Source organism: Deltaproteobacteria bacterium (genome assembly GCA_013151915.1).
Taxonomy (GTDB): domain Bacteria; phylum BMS3Abin14; class BMS3Abin14; order BMS3Abin14; family BMS3Abin14; genus BMS3ABIN14.
This window is the reverse complement of the sequence record JAADHJ010000022.1, coordinates 1-20,498: the sequence shown is the minus strand read 5'-3', so window position 1 is coordinate 20,498 and position 20,498 is coordinate 1. Positions and strand designations below refer to the sequence as shown.

The 20,498-nt window shown below is 54.8% G+C and carries 17 protein-coding genes; all 17 read right to left on the bottom strand.

Annotation, left to right across the window (positions count from 1 at the left end; translation table 11 throughout):
* Positions 1–115 precede the first annotated feature (115 nt).
* The gene (amrB, locus tag GXP52_04795; protein ID NOY86599.1) at positions 116–943 is read right to left on the bottom strand and encodes an AmmeMemoRadiSam system protein B; all 828 of its coding nucleotides are present in this window, start codon (positions 941–943) and stop codon (positions 116–118) included.
* Entirely contained in the window at positions 944–2,404 is a 1,461-nt protein-coding gene (locus GXP52_04790; GenBank protein ID NOY86598.1) for a hypothetical protein, read from the bottom strand. It abuts the gene before it with no gap.
* 15 nt (positions 2,405–2,419) lie between these two features.
* Positions 2,420–3,049: a phosphoribosylglycinamide formyltransferase gene (locus GXP52_04785; protein ID NOY86597.1), complete on the bottom strand. Its 630-nt coding sequence runs from the start codon at positions 3,047–3,049 to the stop codon at positions 2,420–2,422.
* Positions 3,050–3,098: 49 nt separating this feature from the next.
* Complete coding sequence (locus GXP52_04780; GenBank protein NOY86596.1) at positions 3,099–4,136, bottom strand: phosphoribosylformylglycinamidine cyclo-ligase; 1,038 nt, start codon at positions 4,134–4,136, stop codon at positions 3,099–3,101.
* Positions 4,137–4,318: 182 nt separating this feature from the next.
* Positions 4,319–6,016 carry a glutamine--tRNA ligase/YqeY domain fusion protein gene (locus tag GXP52_04775; protein NOY86595.1) on the bottom strand — a complete coding sequence of 566 codons (1,698 nt, stop codon included), beginning with the start codon at positions 6,014–6,016 and terminating at the stop codon, positions 4,319–4,321.
* Positions 6,017–7,377: 1,361 nt separating this feature from the next.
* Positions 7,378–8,565: a M20 family metallopeptidase gene (locus GXP52_04770; protein ID NOY86594.1), complete on the bottom strand. Its 1,188-nt coding sequence runs from the start codon at positions 8,563–8,565 to the stop codon at positions 7,378–7,380.
* Positions 8,565–9,944 (bottom strand): ATP-grasp domain-containing protein, encoded by a 1,380-nt coding sequence (locus tag GXP52_04765; GenBank protein ID NOY86593.1) that lies wholly within the window; start codon positions 9,942–9,944, stop codon positions 8,565–8,567. Before GXP52_04765 ends, GXP52_04770 begins: the two co-directional genes overlap by 1 nt.
* Before the next feature lie 28 nt (positions 9,945–9,972).
* Complete coding sequence (locus GXP52_04760; protein ID NOY86592.1) at positions 9,973–10,476, bottom strand: universal stress protein; 504 nt, start codon at positions 10,474–10,476, stop codon at positions 9,973–9,975.
* 15 nt (positions 10,477–10,491) lie between these two features.
* Positions 10,492–12,534, bottom strand: a complete 2,043-nt coding sequence (locus tag GXP52_04755; GenBank protein ID NOY86591.1) for a TRAP transporter permease — start codon at positions 12,532–12,534, stop codon at positions 10,492–10,494.
* A gap of 226 nt (positions 12,535–12,760) precedes the next feature.
* Positions 12,761–13,747: a TAXI family TRAP transporter solute-binding subunit gene (locus GXP52_04750; GenBank protein ID NOY86590.1), complete on the bottom strand. Its 987-nt coding sequence runs from the start codon at positions 13,745–13,747 to the stop codon at positions 12,761–12,763.
* A 196-nt stretch (positions 13,748–13,943) separates the two neighbouring features.
* Positions 13,944–14,798 (bottom strand): MurR/RpiR family transcriptional regulator, encoded by an 855-nt coding sequence (locus GXP52_04745; protein NOY86589.1) that lies wholly within the window; start codon positions 14,796–14,798, stop codon positions 13,944–13,946.
* A gap of 276 nt (positions 14,799–15,074) precedes the next feature.
* A complete protein-coding gene (locus GXP52_04740) occupies positions 15,075–15,503 on the bottom strand; it encodes a hypothetical protein (protein NOY86588.1) in 429 nt (142 codons plus the stop codon).
* A gap of 81 nt (positions 15,504–15,584) precedes the next feature.
* Entirely contained in the window at positions 15,585–16,049 is a 465-nt protein-coding gene (pal, locus tag GXP52_04735) for a peptidoglycan-associated lipoprotein Pal (GenBank protein ID NOY86587.1), read from the bottom strand.
* 321 nt (positions 16,050–16,370) lie between these two features.
* Complete coding sequence (gene tolB / locus GXP52_04730) at positions 16,371–17,681, bottom strand: Tol-Pal system beta propeller repeat protein TolB (GenBank protein ID NOY86586.1); 1,311 nt, start codon at positions 17,679–17,681, stop codon at positions 16,371–16,373.
* A 349-nt stretch (positions 17,682–18,030) separates the two neighbouring features.
* On the bottom strand, positions 18,031–18,924 hold the full coding sequence (locus GXP52_04725; GenBank protein NOY86585.1) for a cell envelope integrity protein TolA: 894 nt from the start codon (positions 18,922–18,924) through the stop codon (positions 18,031–18,033).
* Positions 18,925–19,040: 116 nt separating this feature from the next.
* Entirely contained in the window at positions 19,041–19,451 is a 411-nt protein-coding gene (tolR, locus tag GXP52_04720; GenBank protein NOY86584.1) for a protein TolR, read from the bottom strand.
* A 158-nt stretch (positions 19,452–19,609) separates the two neighbouring features.
* Entirely contained in the window at positions 19,610–20,290 is a 681-nt protein-coding gene (tolQ, locus tag GXP52_04715; GenBank protein ID NOY86583.1) for a protein TolQ, read from the bottom strand.
* Positions 20,291–20,498: the final 208 nt, after the last annotated feature.

Here is a 20,498-nt window from a genome sequence, read left to right as displayed (position 1 = left end):
ACAGACTGCTTCACAGGGTGTTTAAAGAGGGTTTGACAAAGAAGTTAATTTGAAAAAACTCTGTGTACCCTGTGTTAAAGGCTTTTTCCTGTTCCGGTATTAATCCAGACACGCATTAACCGGATGACCCACTTTTTATTATTATCCCGGCGTATCCCACCACATGACTGTAGTCGCCGCTCGCTTCAGCGGAGGTGGTGTAACGGACAAGTTTCGTACTCACGGCGCCCAGAGCGGTGAGGGCGTACAACATCACTGCTACAGGGATGATCCCGCACATTGAGATCCTGCGGGTGTGGACGACCTCCAGGAGACCTGCCGGATCCAGTTGGAGCATACGTTCGATGGCCAGTGAATCCTTTTTCCGGGCGCTTTCGTCGCTCTCGTAATGGGTCATGTCGGAACTGGCCACAATAAGGATATCATCATCCGAGCTCTGAATGATCCTCGCGAGAGCGAGCCCCACATCCCGGCATTCATCCTCCGGAAGCATGGACAAGGTTATGGGAACGAAAGTAAAAGGTCCCTTTTTCCTGTAGTAAAGGAAGGGAAGCTGAACCTCGATGGAATGTTCCCTGACGTGGGCCATCCGGTCAGGACCGGCCCCGGTGATCCCGTCAATGATCAACCCTGCCAGTTTCTCATCCACGGGAAGCCGGCCGAAAGGCATCGACCATGACCCGGAAGGGAATACCGATATCCGCGCCCCTGCTCCGGTGTGGTTGGGTCCCAGGAGAATGACCTTCCCCGGCACGTCAAGGTGCGAAACGGTCTCCCCTGCCACGGATCCGGAGTAGATATACCCGGCATGGGGCATGACCGCCCCCAATACCCCGGTTTCGGCGACCCCATCAGTCAAAAACGAGGAGACCTGTTTTTCCAGAATATCATCCATGCCGGGGTAGAACTGCCCGGCCACGGCGGGTTGACGTATATTTTCCATTTATTTGACCTTTTCGAGTACTTTTCTGAGGGCTCCAGCGGCGGCGAGGGCCGTCAGGGTCTCCCCCTCAAGGCCCAGTTCCCAGGGAGGAACCTCCATTACGGCAACCCTTCCCCTCTTTCCGGTAAGCACCCGACTTCGCCCCACAAGGGCGGGTATCCATGAGGTGATCCAGCCTCCCAGGGGGCGAGGGGCTGCCTCCAGAACGTCTGCGGTAAGATCACTGCCGAGAAAGTTCAATCCCCTATCCAGAAAGGGTATCACGGCGTCCAGGGCTTGCAGGATGTCTTTTTCGGCCGCCGCGATGATCTCCCCGGTAATTCCCTTCAATATCGCCCGGTCCACAAGTGCGGTAACTGTTAAGGGTCTCCGGCCCTCATCGTGCAGGCCCTCGGAACCTGGGGGACCCATGGAGAGATACAGGGCCTTCAGCCCCAAGGGTCCTCCATCGTCATCCCGCATGTAAAACAGGTTGTCCTCCATGCCCACAGGTACGATGGATGCGTTTATTCCAAGAAAGAAGCGGACGGGAACCCGAAGGCCGCTGTCATCGGCATGAGGTTTCCCCGCCCTTTGGCTCAAACCCTCCACAAATCCGGCGATATCGGAGGTGATTGCCAGACAGGCTGTTTGGATCTCCCGCCCCCCGTCCAGGATAATTGTGACTAAGTTCCCGGGGCCGTTCCGGACGGTCGCCGCCTTCGCGCCATGGAGGATCTCCCCCCCGTACTCCTGTAACCGGTCGGCCATCAGGGATGTGATTGAAGTGGTTCCGACAGGCTCCCGGAAGGTCCCTCTACTCCCAATGCTGTGCATCAGGGCGGCGGAAAGAACTGTCGGCTTCGTCTGGGTCTGGAAAGGGTAGCCCCCGAGGAAATGATGCTGGAGATGCAAAAACGCTGTTTCCTGTTCCATCCCGTTAAAACTGTTAAGGGTGGAGCCGGCCTGTCTGAATTGCCAGACGGCCTTGCCCCGGTTCCATATCCTGGCCAGGGAACCCCACCCTCGTTCGAGAGACGGGAGATCGGCGTAGCCCTCGTACCACCTGTCGGATTGGCCGTCCAGTTCATCGTACAGCGTCCGGAACGAGTCAACGGACCCCGGAAACTCCCGTGATAGCTCCTCCATGGTGGCATCCCTTTGAGGATAGATATTGATCCGGTGGCGCGGCAGGACCACCTGGTAGCTTACCGGATTGGGCGGATAGGACCGCCGGACGAGCATGCGGCCGATACCGATCTCATCAAGGAATCGCCTGAGAAGGCCATTGGAATCAAGGCCGAAGAGCGGGGCGGGCCGTCTCCTGAAAGCATATTGATTGCCGTCTTCCCCCGGCGTCTGTGCTTGTCCGACGTTCTGATCTACGACCAGAACCCGAAACCCCCGTTTGGCCATAAGGGTGCCAAGGGCCAACTGGGGATATCGGGCCCCGATAAGTGCCAGATGATGGGTTTCTGTCATGGCGGGCAGTTGGCTCTATTCCACGCTGCCTGATTGACTATCAGGCAGGATTCGGACCTTCCGGCCTTCGATTCTGAGACGTCCCGCGACCCAAAGACGGAGGGATTCGGGATAAATACGGTGTTCCTCCTTGAGGATTCTTGCCCCCAGCGAATCCACCGTATCGTCCGGGAGAACCGGAACGACCGCCTGCAGAATAATCGGCCCGGTATCGGTCCCCTCGTCAATAAAATGGGTGGTGCATCCCGAGAAACGCACCCCATAGTCGAAGGCCTGCTGCTGGCCGTGGGTACCCGGGAATGAAGGCAGGATGGCCGGATGGATGTTGATGATCCTGTGATGGTAATGTCGGACGAAGGTCGGTGTCAGCACTCTCATGAACCCTGCAAGAGCCACGAGATCCACTTTATGGCCATCCAGAATCGAAATGAGCCTGGATTCGAACTCCTCCCGGCTGTCAAAATCCCCATGCCGGACAACCTGGGTCGGAATCCCGTGGTTCCTGGCCCTGGTGAGGCCGTACGCATCATTCTTGTTGCTGATGACCACGGCTATTTTCAGGTTCAGACTTCCGGATTCAACGGAGTCGATAATCGACTGGAGATTACTGCCTCCACCTGAAATCAGCACGGCGATTTTTTTCATGAGTCGTTTCCCATGGGTGCCTTGATGACTTTTTGCAAAGTCATCAACTTTAATCGAATATAACCGGTGGGTCCTCGCTTTTCCTCCTGATGATACTGCCTGCGCGGTAGACCTGTTCGCCCGCACCGGCCAGGGCTTTAGACACCCCATCCGCGTCACCAGGCGGGACGATCAGAAGGAGACCCAGCCCCATGTTGAAGGTCCTGTACATCTCATCATCAGGCACATTTCCCATGCCGGCGATGAGGGCAAAGACAGGATGAACGGGCCAGCTTCCTTTAACCATGACCGCGGTCAGATTACCGGGCACTACCCTTGGAATATTCCCTGCAAATCCGCCTCCCGTAATATGGACCATCCCTCTGATGTCGAATCCACCCAGAATTGGTAGAACGGAGGCGGCATAGCAGCGGTGCGGTTCAAGAAGTTCGGTTCCGAGGTCTCTTCCGAGGTCCGGGTGGACCTCATGGAGGGAAAGCCGCCCATCCTCGAGGAGGACCTTGCGTGCCAGGGAATATCCGTTGGTGTGAAGTCCGGAAGAACCCAACCCGATGATAACGTCGCCATCACCGATGGTTTTCCCGGTGATGAGATCGTTGCGGCCCACCACTCCGACAATGGTCCCGGCCAGATCGTACTCCCCTTCCGCGTAAAAGCCGGGCATCTCGGCCGTCTCACCACCTAAAAGGGCGCAACCGGCGGCCCGGCAGGCCGCGGCCATGCCGCTGACTATCTCTCCGACTGTGTCGGGGTTAAGCCGCCCCGTCGCCAGGTAATCCATGAAGAAGATGGAACGGGCGCCCTGAACCAGGATGTCGTTTACACAGTGGTTTACCAGATCAATGCCGACGGATCCATGCCGGTTAAGAAGAAAGGCCAGTTTGAGCTTGGTGCCGACACCATCTACGCTGGATACCAGAACGGCATCGGGGGGGAAACCCTCGGTGGAAAAGAGACCGCCAAACCCCCCGATTCCCCCGAGCACCGAGGGGCCATGGGTGGAATTAACGGCAGAAGAGATGAGCTTCTTGGCCTCATTGGCTGCTGCTATATCTACTCCGGCATCGGAGTATCGGGTTGTTTTCATATGATGCGCCCAACCCCCAAAGAGAAATCCACTGGGCCGGAAAAGGCAAGAACTTAAGGAAAAAATCCGGCAAAAACCCTGTTAATAAGAGCGAAAGTCAAGTTAACGCATATTATCTTGAGTGTCAATTATGATAGGATCGTAAAAAGTCCATCCATGGCTTTTTACTTAACGTGGCCAGGTTAGTTCTTGGCCTTGGCCGCGATCTTGGCCCAGGAATCCCGAAGAGGCACAATCCTGTTGAACACCGGTCGGTGCGCGGTGTGATCCTCCGGATCAGCGCAAAAGTATCCGGTGCGTTCGAACTGAAATCTCTCTCCGGGACCGGCATCCCGCAGGCTGGGCTCCACCTTGGCGCCGGCCACCACCAGTGAGCAGGGATTGAGGTGCGAAATAAAATCTGAGTCCTTGCCGCCGTCAGGGTTCGGGTCAATGAAAAGCCGGTCGTAGAGCCGCACCTCGGCGCTAATGGAGTTGGAGGCCGATACCCAGTGGATGGTCCCCTTCACCTTGCGGCCGTCGGGCGCGTCACCTCCCCGTGTATCGGGGTCGTAACGGCAGTGCACCTCCATGATCTCGCCCTGCTCATTTTTCTTCACGTCCACACAGGTGACCATGTAGGCCCATCGCAGACGCACCTCCCTGCCAGGCGCCAGCCGGAAGAATTTGCGTGGCGGGTTCTCCATAAAATCTCCCCGTTCGATGTATAGCTCCCGGCTGAAAGGAACCTTGCGGTATCCCATCTTGGGAGGATTGTCAGGAAAATATGGCGCCTCGAATTCCTCCACCTGCCCTTCAGGATAGTTGACGATCACCATCTTCAGCGGATCGAGGACCCCCATGACCCGCGGCGTCCTGGTGTTGAGATCTTCGCGGATGCTGTGCTCCAGCAACGCCACATCCACCGTGCTGTTTGCCTTTGCCACCCCGATACGATCGCAAAAGTTCCGTATGACCTCGGGTGTTACCCCCCTACGCCTCAGACCCGCAATGGTTGGCAGTCGTGGGTCGTCCCAGCCGGAGACATGCCCGGCATCCACCAGTTCGGAGAGCTTACGCTTGCTCATCACCGTATAGCTGAGGTTCAGCCGGGCGAACTCAATCTGCCGTGGGTGACACGGCGCCGGAACGTTGTTCAGAATCCAGTCGTAAATCTCGCGGTTGTTTTCAAATTCCAACGTGCAGATAGAGTGGGTAATGCCCTCGATCGCGTCGGAAAGACAGTGGGCAAAATCGTACATGGGGTAAATGCACCATGTATCGCCTGTACGATAGTGGCGTACGTGACGAATGCGATACAAAAGCGGGTCACGCATCTTCATGTTGGCCATAGTCATGTCTATCTTGGCGCGAAGGACATGCTGCCCGTCGGCGAACTCACCCCCGCGCATGCGCTCGAACAGGTCGAGGTTCTCCTCGACTGAACGGTTACGGTAGGGGCTGTCGGTCCCCGGATGGGTTACAGTACCCCTGTATCTGCGGATTTCTTCTTCGGAGAGACTGCAAACGTAGGCATTGCCCGCTTTTATGAGCGCGACGGCGAATCCATAGAGCTGCTCGAAATAGTCGGACGCGTGATAAAGGTCATCGCCCCAGTCCAGGCCCAGCCACCTGACATCCAGCTTGATGGACTCCACATACTCCATGTCCTCCGTCTCCGGGTTGCTATCGTCGAAACGGAGATGGCACCGGCCGCCGGGGATCTCAGCTGCCAGGCCGAAATTCAGGAAGATACTCTTTGCATGACCGATGTGAAGGTAGCCGTTGGGTTCGGGAGGAAACCGGGTAACCACGGTATCGTGCTTTCCCGAGGCCAGGTCATCGGCAATGATCCGGCGAATGAAATCAAGACCGGCTGTCTTTGGGGCGTCGGTACTCATGAAAATTCCTTCCGTCTACAGCTGCGGGCCAAGACAAGGTTGATAGGGTCGTAAAAAGTCCATCAATGGCTTTTTACTCGACGGAAAGCGAAAAATGTCATCAAGGTTGGAGACCCGGCAATGGGGCTGTTCCGTTTGGTAATAATTACATCAACCGGAAAACTAGTGCAAGATACCTTTGCCTTCGGGCATGAGCAGGCGGAGCACATCGCAGTGTGGTATGATCGTAGAGATGGGGAGGGCAAGAAAAGCGGTTTACAACCTTTTGGCAACGAGGGCCTCGTAAACCGAAGGCCAGTTTTTCCTTAAGCTCTCATTTGAGAAAAAGATGGATGAACAGGTCTGGCAGTAGAACCAGTCCTGTTCACGTGATTTTACGCTTGATATTTCCTGCCCACAGTTGGGACAATCCATAACGATTTTCATACCGGGATCCTCCTCAAAGTTTAGGACGCCTTCAATTTCTGCACAGAAATAAAGCAAATACCTTGCCGATTCATTATGTTGTTGCTTTTAAAGGGATATTTTTAGATTTGGTACCGAGAGCATAACCGAACTTGGGAAATATTTTTCATCTTAAGGGTATTTTTCAACCTAATTTAGCCCAATAAGGGAATAGCCAAAATGGTGCTCCCACCCCTGTCTCTGGCACCTTTTCCTAAAAGCAGGGTCTAGGATCTAGCTATTTTATCACGTTGAACATTGAACCTTGAACGTTGGTATCCATCCCTGTCTCTGGCACCTTTTCCTAAAAGCAGGGTCTAGGATCCTGGGTCTGGGTGTCTAGGAAACTTCGACCTGTCACGTCGTGGCTCAGGGAACGAAGACGGAAGCCTTTGGATCATCCTGGAAATGAGTACCTGAAGTATGACCAGATTTTGTGAAAAGCTAATTTAACACAGTCACGCCATTGGCGTGATGCGGCCTACCATCGAGCCGCCTTTGCCTGTCCTGAGCAAACGTCAGTGCGTCGAAGGGCGTAACTCTGCGTTACAGCTCTAAAACACAGGTTTTATCGCAGAGGGCCGCAGAGGGCGCCACTCTCAGGCGCTGCCGCAAAGGACCGCGAAGTTAACGAAGTTTCGCGAAGTTAAAAACCAGGACCTTATGGTTTATAGGTCTCCTCTGTTAAACCCTCTTTTAAAACCCTTCTGTGGTGTGACCTACAAGTGGTCACGCTGTGGTAAATTAGCTTTTGACCTTTTCAGCTCCGCATGAGATTGCCGCGTCACTCTCGTCTCCCTCGACGTTCCTCGCAATGACTTCGCTGGTCATTGAACATTGAACTTTGAACGTTCTTTACCCCGTTGAACATTGAACTTTGAACGTTGGTATCCATCCCTGTCTCTGACACAGGGGGGTCAGGGGGAGAAGTCCCGCGACCGGCGCTGGAAATTGGCCAGCGTCAATGCTGTCAGGGCCGTCCGCTCCATGAGCGACTCCTTGAAGATAAATTCATCGTGGGTATGATCCTTGTCTCCCACCGGCCCCAGGCCGTCCAGGGCAGGAACACCTTCATCGGTCAGGAAATTCATGTCGGAGGTGCCCCCCCTTTTCTCAAAGCGTGCCGCCTGCCCCAGATCATCGGCCGACTCTGACACCAGGGTCAAAAGAGCATCCTGGCCGTCAACCGTTCGGCTGGCGGGCCTCCGGTGGTGGCACCTGAGCTCAACGGAACACCCGGGAGTCATAGCCTTCTCCGCGAGTTCCTCGATCCGCCCCACAGCCTGTTTTTCTGCCTCCATGTCCCAGAAACGCGTTTCGAAATACGCCTCCGCGTAATCGGGAACTATATTGGTGACCATTCCCCCTGACATACGCCCCACATTGACCGAGATCTCCGCATCGATATTATTAAGGTCTTCCAGCGCCAGGACCATTCGGGACAACTCCACGAGGGCGCTGGCTTTGGGTCCACCCTTGACCCCGGCATGGCGAGCCTGCCCGGTCACCTTGAGCTTATACCGCCTGATCCCCCGGCGGAGGTTAACTATCTCCCCCTGAAGGCCGCCACACTCGAAGACCAGGCCACAGGCAGCCCCCTGTGCCATTTCCCTGATAAGCGCCTCAGAGTAGGGGGAACCTGTTTCCTCATCCCCGTTTATCATGCAGCGCACCGGGATGTCTGACAGGCAGCCCAGGCCATCCAGTACCCGCAGGGCAAAGACCAACACAGCTATCCCACCCTTCATGTCGGCGACGCCGGGCCCCTGAAACCTGTTCCCGAGGTCGGAAAATTTCTGGAATGGGGAATCGGGTGGAAAGACCGTGTCAAGGTGGCCGACAAGCACTACGGGGCTGCCATTTTCCGAACAGTTGCTGAAGAGGTGGTGGTTGACACCGTTCCTGTCGACAACAACCCTATGTCCCAGGCTGTCGGGCATGAGATCTACGACCATCTCGCCAATACGGTTGATCCCATCGGGATTGCTGGAATGGCTGTTGATATCGACAGCGGATTTAAGAAAGCTGAAGATCTCCTCCCGGAAATCTTCGGTCGCTGCCGCGATACGTGATGCCTGTAAGTTCAGATCTCTTTTTTCTTCCATCAGAGCAGGATATCCCCGCAGGTTTCGGCGACCCTCTCAACTCCCTCTTTCAAGGCTTCCCTCATCTTTTCAGGGCTGGATGATGCCGCGATGACCCTTCCCAGAAATCCTCCGGAGTGGAGCCGGACACCTGCGCCCACGTAATCCATCACAATGTAGTTTTCCTCGATTGATCCGTTGGCGGCCCTGGCGAAAAACTCCGGCTGGTCCATTGGAAGAGGAAGATCGGCCGTGACCACGACGTCCCGGGATACTTTGAAATTGTAGGTCCCCCAGCACAGCCCCTCCCTTCTGGAATCCATCTCAAGGACCCCATCCGGGAACTTCCCGTCCACCACCGCGTAAAATTCCAATTCCGGGAAATAGGGGTGGCCGGGAAGATGGTGTTTCATGGTAAGCGTTGTCTCCATTGTGGTCCCCTGCTTTCGGGCATTGATCTCAATAAAATAGATGCGGCCGCTTTGGTCCACAATGTAGTCGCAACCGAAGGCTCCCCTGTATCCGAGCCCGCCCAGGTGGTGCCCCAGTGCCCTGGTCATCTCCTTAAGATCCTCCACACACCTACTGGAGAGTACCGTGGGATAGGTTGACCCTTTGAACCTGGTCCCTTCAATATTCTGATCCGCTACGGAGGCAATGTACACATCCTCCGGCCCCGCGATGATCCCGAGAACGGTGGGATCATATTCATGATCCACAAAATGGGTCACGAGTAGGTGACCATTGGTACCTTTGAATCGCACCCTTATTTCCGCAGCGTTTGAAGCGACTATTGAATTGGCCCCTGCCGCGCTGTACTCCTCGGATACAAAGGCCCTCTGGCCGTTGCTGAAAAAGCCCTCTGCAATTCCGACGGCTTCATCCAGGGATCGGGAAATCCCACCGGAAGGGACAGGGATACCCAGTTGTATGGCCATCCCATATTGTGTCAGTTTACTGTTGAATGTCAGGGCGAGATCGGGGGCCGGCCCCAGGATTTTCACCTTCCTCCCGTCGGCAAATGCCAACTCGGGTCTCGACTCGAACATGTTGACAAAAAGCTCTCCCTGAGCATCTATCAGCCTGTCCACGAGAGCAAGAACACGCCGGTCCCGGCTAACCTCTTCAGCGAACCGCCCGGCAGTGATCCGGATGTTGTGGAGCAGGCCGGACCTCTCCCGGGCCTCGCGGGCCGCGGAATTAACCACGATGGTGTTACCCTCAGGATACCTTGAAAGAACATCAGGCACCACGGCTATGAAGTCCGCGGGTTTCCCGCTGCGGATCTCCACGGGTCCGCGCATGAAGCGATTCAGGTCTATCGCTTTGATTTCACCGATATAAAGGAAGTAATATTTTTTCGGATCGAGCGCTATTCCAGCTGAGAATGGATCGTCCATGGCCGCAGATCATCCCCCCTCGGTCCGGCTAGTGGCCCTGTTGATTGATTGGAGGAACAACCAGGCAAGGAATCCGTATCCTTTTCAACACCTTTGTGGCAACGCTGCCCATAAAGGTATGCTCGGTAAACCCCTTCGCATGGGATCCAATTACAAGCATATCGGGTTTCAGCGCTCCGACCATATTGAGAATCTGGATGGCCGGGTCCCCATCAAAAACGTGAAGGGCCGCTATCATTTCTTCCGTGTATCTGTCCCTCTCCTGAATAATCTGATCCTTCAGACCCTTGATCTTCTGCCGGATCAGAACCGTGGTCTCGTCCCTCTTCTCCTTCATGAGACGGGCAAATTTTTCTTCACCGATGAAGGAGGCGATGGGGATCGCCATGGCCGCGTCGAAACCGGGGATGACATGAAGCAGATGCACCTTGGCGTCGTGGGACCAGGCTTCCCGGAACGCGGCCATCAGAACAACTTTCGAGGCCTCAGTGAGGCTGACGGCACAAAGAATTGTTTTGACCGGGGTACTCATACAGATTCCTCACTTTCACTGATGCCCACCGAAGGCCGGTACACGGTCCGGGGTTCCGGAAGCGGGTCTCCTTCTCCACTGGTTAAACAGGATCAGGCCGAAGAGGGCGACACCTGCCACGTACATGACATACTCGTTCCCGAAACCGACAAACTGGGCCGAATAGTGCGGCTGCATGAGTATAAAGGTTACCAACAGGAGAAAAGGCAGCTCGTACCACCTGTTTTTGTTCATGAGCCAGCCCTGGGTGGCCGAGGCAAAGGCAAAGTTACCCACGCATGCCATGGTAAAAATCAGCCCGGCCAGCCACCAGCTGTTGATGCCATCGAGGATAAGATCATGGTTGAAGATAAACATGAAGGCTATCATGGCGGTCCTGATGTCGTACATGAACCCCTGAATACCCGTGGCTATGGGGGGTGATTTGGCCAATGCCGCGGCGGCATAGGCCGCCAGTCCGACAGGCGGCGTATCATCGGCCAGGATACCAAAGTAAAAGCAGAACAGGTGTGCCGCCATGAGGGGAATGATAAACCCGTTGGACATCCCCACGCTGACAAGGACAGGCGCCGTTAATGCCGCCATGACAATGTAGGTTGCAGTGGTGGGAAGCCCCATCCCCAACAGGAGACTGGCTATGGCGGTAATGACTACGAGAGCGAAGATGTTCCCCCGGGCCAGGAATTCCACCATGTCGGCGATAATGCCGCCGATTCCCATGGTCACCACACCGACGATTATGCCGGCGGCAGCGGTGGCTATGGCCACAGTGACCATGTTCCGTCCCCCCGCGGACATGGCCTCGACAATATTTTTCAGGCCTTCCCTAAACGCAGGCGCTATGGGCTCTTTATTCCAGTAGCTCCTGATGGGACCCTGCAGGATCATGACAAATAACATGGCGATTATGGCCCTGAAGGCCGAAAGCTCAGGCGAGTGTCTGGGCACAACCAACTCCCATACGAGCACCCCGATGGGAAAAAGGTAGTGAAGTCCACCCTTCAGAACTCTGAAAAAATGAGGGATTTCCTCCTTGGTAAGACCCCTGAGGCCAAGTTTTGAGGCCTCTACGTGGGCGATGAAAAACAGGGTCGCATAGGAGACGAAGGCAGGAATGGCCGCCGCCTTGATGACATCCAGGTATGAAACACCGAGGTACTCTGCAATAATGAACGCGGCAGCGCCCATTATTGGTGGGGCAAGCTGTCCGTCGGTACTGGCAGCCACCTCGATAGCCGCGGCCTTTGTCGCAGGGTAGCCCACCTTCTTCATAAGCGGGATGGTAAAGGTTCCCGTGGTCACGATATTGGCGATGGATGACCCGGAGATCAGCCCCGTCAGGCCGGACCCGACAATGGCTGCCTTGGCGGGCCCACCTTTAAACCTTCCCAGCAGGCTCAGGGCCAGTTCGATGAAGAACTTCCCTCCCCCGGCCCGGTCGAGCATGGTCCCGAAGAGGACGAAAAGGAACACGATGGTAGCGGAGACATCGAGAGGGATACCGTATATCCCCTCGGTCTGCATGGTAATTTTCCCGACATATTTGGCGATGGAGGAACTCTTGAACGCCATGAACTCCGGCATATTCGCAGCGAAGAAAACGTACAGGGTGAAGAGCCCCGAGATAGCCGTCAGGGCAGGCCCTATGACCCTCCGCGCCGCCTCCAGGAGAAGAATGACCAGGGCGAATCCTATGAAAACGTCGCGGAATATGGGGGCACCCATTCTCAACGACATTCCCGTGTAATCGATGAGTATGTACACCGAGGCCAGACAGGCCAGGACAGCCAGAACATAATCAGAAATTGGGATGGTGGTCCTCGAGGACAGGAAGGAAAAAACCCCTTTCCGGGGCTTCTTCAGTGCGGGGTAGCTCAAAAAAGCGATGAGCATGGCGAAACCGAGGTGTATGGCCCTTATATAGACCGTGTCAAGCAACCACCAGCTTGCTATTGAAAGCTGGAAAAGGCACCAGATGAAGGCGATGGTCGGGACAACATACTTTGAGAACCCGGACAGATACCGATAACTGCCTTCCTCCTCGGCGGCGATCCGCATGGCATCTTCGACATCCCCCACGAGGGATTTATCCTCTAATACGGAAACGGCCCCCTCCTTCTTCGCCTCCTCCCGGGTTTCTTCCGGTCGTTCGTCCATAGCCATACTTTGATCTCCCGGCCTAAAGTGCTTCCCACCTCCCACAGCGCATCGGGACCACTTTTTTCAATTACATGGTTACAGGGTATAGCCGGGCTGCGGGGAATTCCCCGCAGCCCGAAAAGGACTACTTCATCATGCCGGTTTCTCTATAATACTTCATGGCGCCCTTGTGGATCGGAGCGGACATACCTTCCAGCATGTTCTTCTTGGTCAGGACGGAGTAGGCAGGGTGCAGTTTCTTGAATGAGTCAAGATTATCGAAGACCTCCTTGGTGACGGCATAGACTGCCTTCGCCGACACCTTCTTTGACGTAAGGAAAGTTGCCTTCACACCGAAGGTGGGTACGTCTTCCGTGTTGGCGGCTCCCGGGTAGAACTTGATGGGTATCTTGCTGGCCGCATAGTAGGGGAACTTCTTGTAAAAGGAATCGGGCATAACGATGGAGATGAACTTGACTTTCCTCGTCCCGCTGGTCGCCTCCTTAAAGGCGCCGGAGGGGTGGCCCACAGTGTAGAAGAAGGCGTCGATGCGGCCGTCCTGGAGCATCCCGGGGGCCTCGGCGGCCTTCAGACTCTCGGCCTTGATGTCCTTCTTCCAATCGAGCCCGACGGCGGCGAGCGCGTCGATGGAATTCTGTCTTTGTCCGGAACCGGGGTTGCCGATGTTGACCTCATGGCCCCTCAGGTCCTGGATAGAATTAATCCCGGTGTCAACCGCCACGCAGAGGGTTATGCTCTCAGGGTGTATGGTAAAAATCGCTCTCAGGTCCTTCTGGGGGTTTCCCTTCCACTCGGCAAGGCCGTTATATGCCTGGTACTGGCGGTCCGACTGGACGATCCCGAAGTCCAGATCGCCGGACATAACGGCGTTGACATTGTACACTGACCCGCCCGTGGACTCGACGGTGAAGCGCATCCCGTACTCGGCTCTCTTCTTGTTGACCATTCTGGCAATGGCGCCGCCCGTCGGGTAGTAAACACCCGTCACGCCGCCCGTCCCAATGGTGTAGAACTGGATATTGGACTTGGCCATGGCGGGTGTCGGGCCGATCCCGATCACCATCATTGACAGAGCAACAACTGCAACAACAAACAGGGTACCTTTTCTCATCTTCTCCTCCTTCGTTTTAAGATAACCTCGCAAAAAGCAGCTATCCCCACCTCCGCGAGTCGGGGAGGCGCAATTTCTCCCGGTCCTCCCCCATATTATATTGACCCAATACTTCTAAACGTCCCTTCCATTAAGAAAAGACCAACACCCCCTTTCGCATGGGAAACACCCCGGACTCCGGGCAATAAAAGCGGTCCTAACCATCCCAGTAAACACCCCGGGAAGCCCAGGATCCCTCCATCTCTTTTAAAGTTTCCATTGTCATCGGCCTATTCTTGAAAGCGATTGCGGTCACCAAAGCATTGACCAGGCTCAACGCCGCGGTAAACGACTCCATGAAGGAATCCACCTCGAAGGGGACCGTTAGAGTCCATTGCGCGGAAGCGGCAAGCGGGGAAAGGTCACTGTCGGTGACGGCAACAACCTCAGCTCCCATCTCGCTTGCATACCGAACAACATCAACGGTCACTTTAGTATAGCGTGGGAAGGAAAAGCATACCACAACATCATCGGGACCCATGTCCCTGATCTGCTCCCACATCTCCCCTGTGCCGGGCGAAAGATGAACGACCTTCCGGGACAGGAAACGAAGGGCGCTCACCAGGAACACTGCCAGGCAGTTGGCGGACCGCAATCCGATGACGAAAACCCTACCTGCATTATCCAGGGAGTCCGCGGCCCCGGCGAAGACCGCGGGATCAATATCCCGAAGGGCGCTCCGGAGGTTGGCCACATCCCGCAGGAGAACATTTGCAAAAACATCCTCGACGGTTTCGACTTCCCCCGCGGTTGCATCCAGGCGATCAACAGTCGAGAGCCGGTCCTGTACAACACGCCGAAGCTTCCGCCGAAGATCAGGATATCCATCAAATCCAAGGGCTTGGGCCATACGAACAATGGAGGTATCGCTGATATTCAGCCTCAGGGCAAGGCGAGAGGCGGTAAGGAAGACGGCCTCTTCCGGATACTTCAGGATAAACTCAAGAACCCGCTTCTGGGTTGGGGTAAGGTCCTCCCGTTTAACGTCGAAAATCTCCTTGAGATTGAGCAAGGTTTCCACCTTTGCGGCAAGATAGTGCAGAATTTATTGCAATTTAGCATAGCTCGGCAATATTTTCAACATTTTTCCAGTTTCCAGCTATTTTTCCCCGTTGGACCCATCTTTGTCCTGCGGACTGCGCCAGTTTACCACGCCATAGCCAAAAGCGACGGCGGGTGGCAAGCATTGGACTCTGGACTCTGGACTCTGGACTCTGGAACGGTGCCGTTTCAAAAAAAAGGCGGTCCCCTGAGGAAACCGCCTGGTAATGTTTTTTGGTTATGGAACCTATCGGCCTTCTTCAACCAGTTTTTTCAGTTTTTCCGTCAGGGCCCGCACCTCAGCCCCAACCTTGTTTGCCATGTCTTCCACTGACCGATCGATCTCAATCCCCTTTTTCCGCGACTGGACCAAGGAACGGTCCACCTCTTTCATAAATGCCTCAAGCGCCTCAACTTTCTCCGAGAGGGTGTCAAGAATGACTTTCGAATCCGCAAAGGACTTCCTAAGGGCTTTCAGGTCCGTCTCCATCTGGTGGAGCTTTTTTTGGGTCTCAACGGAGATCTCCGGTTTTTGCCCAGCGCTCCGCTCCAGGGCCGCGATCCGGACCTCCTGTTTGTTCAGCCTGCCCGTGACGGACTCCACATCCACGGCTGTAGCACAGCCCGCAAACAGTACCGCCGCCAAGGCTACCGGGAAAAAAGCGGTTATCCTCATTATTTCACCCAATTATGATGACTTCGCAAAAAGTCATCAATGGACTTTTTACGACCCTATCACTTACGGAAGCGCAAGAACCTAGCGGACAAAAATGTGTGCTCTCCTGTTCTGGCTCCACGCATTCTCGTTGTGCCCAAAAGCGAAGGGGCGATCCTCACCGTAGCTGATCGTCTGGATCCTGGATGCATCCACGCCCAGAGATACGAGGTAATTTTTAGTGCTGTTGGCGCGACGCTCACCCAATCCCAGGTTGTACTCCCTCGTGCCGCGCTCGTCACAGTGTCCTTCAATAAGGATCTGCGCATCGGAATTTTCGCTCAGCACATCGGCATCGGCCGAAAGGATCTTCCTGGCCTCGGGCGACAGGGCATAGACATCGAAGGCAAAGAAAACATCATCAAGCTGGACCTTTTTTGCAATTGTCACCGGGGCCTCGGCTGGTTTTATTGTCGGCTGGACCGGAGCTTCAGGCTGCGGAGCCGGCGGCTGGTAGGTCTCAACCGGGGGCTGCTCAGGAGCCGTCACCGCCGGTTGCGGTTCCATCGGAGATTTTTTGGAACAGCCACCGATAACTACGAGAGCCAAAACACTTACGAATATAACCGGAACCAAAATTCTGCTCTTCTTAAGGATCACAATCCACCTCCCGAGAAAACGACATTATTGACTTTTTATCCAGCGGCCATCCCCCTGGATGAACCTAATGACTAGAGGACCTTATGTAGTTGCAAGCAACCGGTATGGTCAGTACCGTCAAAAGCCCGAGATGCCGATATAACGGAAAAATATACAGTATCAACCGCTGGTTGTAAACCGAATAGGGGCCCGGGCCAATGCCGTCGCAGGGCTCGAAAAAGCGGGACCTTACCTGGGCGACCAGGAAGGAGAGGTCTTGTCGCCCCTGCCTGAGGTGATTCTTATCTCCTTTCGTCCTTCCCTGTCCACAACGTAAAGCTGGTAGGTACCGCTCCGGTTGGAAGAGAAAATTATGAACCTGCCATCCGGTGCCCATGACGGGTCCTCATTGTTTCCCGCCTCTCCAACCAGAGGACGGGATTCAAGGGTATCGGGATCAACCAGGAATATGCCGAATCCTCCATTCACACGGGATGCATAGGCGATAAATTTACCGTCAGGCGACCATGCGGGGGAAGCGTTGTAGGACCCCTCATAGGTGACCCTCATGGGATCTGATCCGTCCGCGTTCATTGTAAATATCTGGGGAGAACCGTAACGGTCAGAAACGAAGGCTATACGTTTTCCGTCGGGTGACCACGTGGGTGATGCCTCGACGCTGCGAAGTCTGGTCAGGCGAACGCGGTTCCCGCCGTTCCTGTCCGATCGGTAGATATCCGGATTTCCATTTACAGAGGACATGAAGGCGATGTAACGTCCATCTGGAGAAAAACTTACGCCCACATCAACCCCGGACCCCAGGGTAAGGCGCCTCTCCTGTCCGCCGAAGGCCCTGGAAAAAAGGTCAGGGGCTCCTTTCTTGTAGGAAGTATAGACCAGTCCTCTGCGGTCCGGCCACCAGGCCGGTGACAGGTTGAGAAACCCATTGTGAACCACCCTCTCGACGTTGGCCCCATCGAAATCCATTCGATAGATATCCTTTCCCCTACTGCCGGCCTTAACGTAAAGCACCGAGGTCAGGAAGATCCCATCCTCGCCGGTTATTTTCTTCATTACGGCGTTGGTAAACAGGTGGACCATACGTCGGACCTGCGCCGGTTTTCCCTTCCACCTTTTTGCGATCAGCTCTTTTTTCTGGAATACGTCGTACAGGTGGAACTCCAGTTCCACGTTCCCATTTTCCATGACAGCGTAACCTGTCTTAATAAGAGCCTCTGCGTTAATCAACTCCCAATCGTCGAAACCAAAAGTTTTCGGGCGAATTCCGCTGTTCTCCTCATCCTCGAGGTAAAGAACAGGATCGAGGACTCTGAAGACACTGGAAAAGTTCAGGTCCCCCGCCAAAACTTCCCGAACCTCCCCGGATATGCGGGGATGGGGGGCCGTGCCTTCCAGAGGGATGGGGACGGGTATGGCGATGGGCAGAAGCCTCATGGAAGGGGCGTATATGTCGAGGTATACCTTTCCCCATGAGGGCGAAGGGATGGCCGCCCAGAGGATAAAACAGAGCACCGCCACCTTCCCGACGATATTTTTCATAGCTGTTTTCCCTTCACATTGCATTATTAGTAAGGTCGTAAAAAATCCAATATTATTGGGTCATCACAATAATGCATACCTGGGTTAATACCGGGATAGAAAAAAACCTTTAACACAGGGTACACAGAGTACACAGGGTTTCACAGAGTTTTGCAAATTAGTTTCTTTGTCAAACCCTCTTTAAACACCCTGTGGAGCAGTCTGTGAAAGGCTGCGCCGTGTTAAAAGCTTTTGACCCTGGCTCAACTGGCGCAGTTCTACTGGATTGCTTCACAAATTTATCAGTTCGCAATGACATAAAAACAAAGGTACCCTTTAGCCGGATGAACCCATTATTTAAACCCATGGGTTACTTGGGGACCCTGAAGTTGATCCCCACCTTCAGCGACTCTTTCCCGAGACCCTCCGGCAGTGGCGGCAGGGGGCTTGCCCTGCCGATAGCCCTCAGGGCGGACTGGTCGTAGTAGATATTCCCTGACTCCTTTTCGACCCACCGGGATTCGATGACACCCGTAGCGGAAATTCGGATGCCCACCACCGTCAGGAGGTTGTTCTCCTTTGCAGCCACTCCCCTTGGAAGAACCCAGGCGGCGTGGATTTTGGCCACTACCCTGTCATAATAGGCTTTAAACCGGATATCGGCAGACCCTCCCCCTGTCCCCGCGATCGGAGGTCCGGTCGATATTCTTCCGACAGTGGATTCGGCCGGTCGGTCCCTGTTTTCCACCGAAGACGGTGCAGAGGTTTTTGTCATCCCCTCGGCCCTGAACGACTCATACAGGCGGGCTGCCTCTTCCTCAAGATTTTTAAGCTTTTTTTGCCGCTCCATACGTGCCGTCTCATCCCCCGGAGCGGGTTCAGGGGGTCGAATAACTGTGGGCGGTTCCTTCTCCGCAGCCTGGACAGACCTGGCCGGAGGATGAGCGATTTCCCGTTTTACAGCAGGTCTGTCCGTCCGAACAACAGGTACGGGGGCCTTGACCTTTACGCGTTTGCCGACGGAAGAGGGGGGCAGCGTCACGAGGTCCACGGTATAGGCTGGAGTATAAGACTTGACCGGTACGTGGAAGAGAACGGCCGTTCCCGCCAGGGCCAGGAGAACGACATGCACCGAAAGTGAAAGGATAAAAAATTTCCTGAACGCCGGGTCGCGCAGGGGGCGTAGGGAAACGTCATCCGGAGGAATGAAAAATGCCGTGTTCAGGACCATGCTCCCATGTTGACAGGGTCGTAAAAAGTCCATGCGTGGCTTTTTACTCAACGGAAAGCGAAAAATGTCATTTTCACTTTCCTCTCAAATCTTCGATTTGCGCACCCTCAAGTGGGCGCAATGATGATTTCTTACGAAGTCATCATTGTTCAATCCCGAAGGGGTTCCGTTACGAGCCCGACCCTTTCGACACCGGCGGCTTTGAGGGCCGCCATGGCAGAGATGATCGTTCCATACGAGATCCTGGAATCCCCCCTGATATAAACGGGTCTGCCGCCCAATTCAGAGAGAAGAGTGGGCGCTCTGAGTCGGAACTGTTTGATAGTGAAGGCGTGCCGGTTGAGATGGATCATTCCATCCCTGTCCACGGTTATGGTCACCGCCTTCTCGCTTTTATTGAGGGGCGCCGTTCCGGCGGTTGGAAGCTGGACATCGATCCCCGACTGAAGCATCGGCGCCGTTACCATGAAGACTATCAGCAGGACCAGCATCACATCCACGAGGGGGGTAACGTTGATCTCCGACATCATCTTGCGGTCCGCACCGCCGTTAAGGGCCATTCCCGGTTCCTCTGAGTATTCATAGGGTCGTAAAAAGTCCATTCATGGCTTTTTACTTAACGGAAAGCGAAAAATGTCATTTTCTCTTTCCTTACAAATCTTCGATTTGTGCGCCCCTAAGTGGGCGCGTTGATGACTTCTTTGCGAAGTCATCAACATTATCTCCTGAAATGCCGTTCCACAATATTGAGAAATTCAGCGGTGAAGGTCTTCATGTCGTTGTCCAGAATACGGATCCGCTGGATGAAGTAATTATACCCGACAACCGCCGGGATAGCGGCGGCAAGTCCGCCGGCCGTCGCCACGAGGGCCTCCGAGATCCCGGGTGCAACGGAGACCAGGCTGGCGCTGCCCGCCAGTCCGATTACCCTGAAGGCCGTCATGATCCCCCATACTGTCCCGAAGAGACCGATAAAAGGAGCGGTTCCACCGGTTGTGGCCAGGAAGGGCAATGCTTTTTCCAGCCGGGTTAGTTCCGTTTCTGATGCCTTGGACATGGCCCGGGATATGTTCTCGATCCCGAACACTTCCGTGGAGATAGAGGAGGGGTCGTCCGTAAAGGTTGCGGGATTTTCGGATTTGCACTTGGAAACCCTTATCAGCTCAATATAGCCGGCCCTGAAGATTGAAGCCACGGGAGATAAATTCAACCCATCCGCCGCCTCGTGGATAACACTGAGCCTCTGCTGCCGCAGAAAAAGCTGGTTGAATCTCCTGTCCTCCGCCTGGGCACGTTTGAACATCCGCAACTTGTAAAAAATAATGGCCCAGGTCATCATCGACATGAAGAGGAGGATCAGGAGAACTCCCTTGACCATCCAGCCCGCCCTCAGAACCATGCCGAATACGCCGAATTGGACCTCCTGGCCCGGTTGGGAGAGGAGCAAAGGCGCCAGAAAAAAAGAGTTTATCAAATTCAGAACCTCCATTTTTATAGGGTCGTAAAAAGTCCATCCATGGCTTTTTACTCAACGGAAAGCGAAAAATGTCATTTTCACTTCCCTCACAAATCTTCGATTTGAGCGCCCCTAAGCGGGCGCTTTGATG

Bases quoted from the DNA above. Each gene is read 5' to 3' on its own strand.
- GXP52_04755 (NOY86591.1), bottom strand. From the start codon at position 12,534: ATGCGGATCGCCGCCGAGGAGGAAGGCAGTTATCGGTATCTGTCCGGG.
- GXP52_04775 (NOY86595.1), bottom strand. From the start codon at position 6,016: ATGAGTACCGACGCCCCAAAGACAGCCGGTCTTGATTTCATTCGCCGG.
- GXP52_04790 (NOY86598.1), bottom strand. From the start codon at position 2,404: ATGACAGAAACCCATCATCTGGCACTTATCGGGGCCCGATATCCCCAG.
- GXP52_04750 (NOY86590.1), bottom strand. From the start codon at position 13,747: ATGAGAAAAGGTACCCTGTTTGTTGTTGCAGTTGTTGCTCTGTCAATG.
- GXP52_04780 (NOY86596.1), bottom strand. From the start codon at position 4,136: ATGAAAACAACCCGATACTCCGATGCCGGAGTAGATATAGCAGCAGCC.
- GXP52_04740 (NOY86588.1), bottom strand. From the start codon at position 15,503: ATGAGGATAACCGCTTTTTTCCCGGTAGCCTTGGCGGCGGTACTGTTT.
- tolQ (NOY86583.1), bottom strand. From the start codon at position 20,290: ATGGTTCTGAGGGCGGGCTGGATGGTCAAGGGAGTTCTCCTGATCCTC.
- tolR (NOY86584.1), bottom strand. From the start codon at position 19,451: ATGGCCCTTAACGGCGGTGCGGACCGCAAGATGATGTCGGAGATCAAC.
- GXP52_04770 (NOY86594.1), bottom strand. From the start codon at position 8,565: ATGGAAGAAAAAAGAGATCTGAACTTACAGGCATCACGTATCGCGGCA.
- GXP52_04765 (NOY86593.1), bottom strand. From the start codon at position 9,944: ATGGACGATCCATTCTCAGCTGGAATAGCGCTCGATCCGAAAAAATAT.
- GXP52_04760 (NOY86592.1), bottom strand. From the start codon at position 10,476: ATGAGTACCCCGGTCAAAACAATTCTTTGTGCCGTCAGCCTCACTGAG.
- GXP52_04785 (NOY86597.1), bottom strand. From the start codon at position 3,049: ATGAAAAAAATCGCCGTGCTGATTTCAGGTGGAGGCAGTAATCTCCAG.
- amrB (NOY86599.1), bottom strand. From the start codon at position 943: ATGGAAAATATACGTCAACCCGCCGTGGCCGGGCAGTTCTACCCCGGC.
- tolB (NOY86586.1), bottom strand. From the start codon at position 17,681: ATGAAAAATATCGTCGGGAAGGTGGCGGTGCTCTGTTTTATCCTCTGG.
- pal (NOY86587.1), bottom strand. From the start codon at position 16,049: ATGGAACCGCAACCGGCGGTGACGGCTCCTGAGCAGCCCCCGGTTGAG.
- GXP52_04725 (NOY86585.1), bottom strand. From the start codon at position 18,924: ATGGACTTTTTACGACCCTGTCAACATGGGAGCATGGTCCTGAACACG.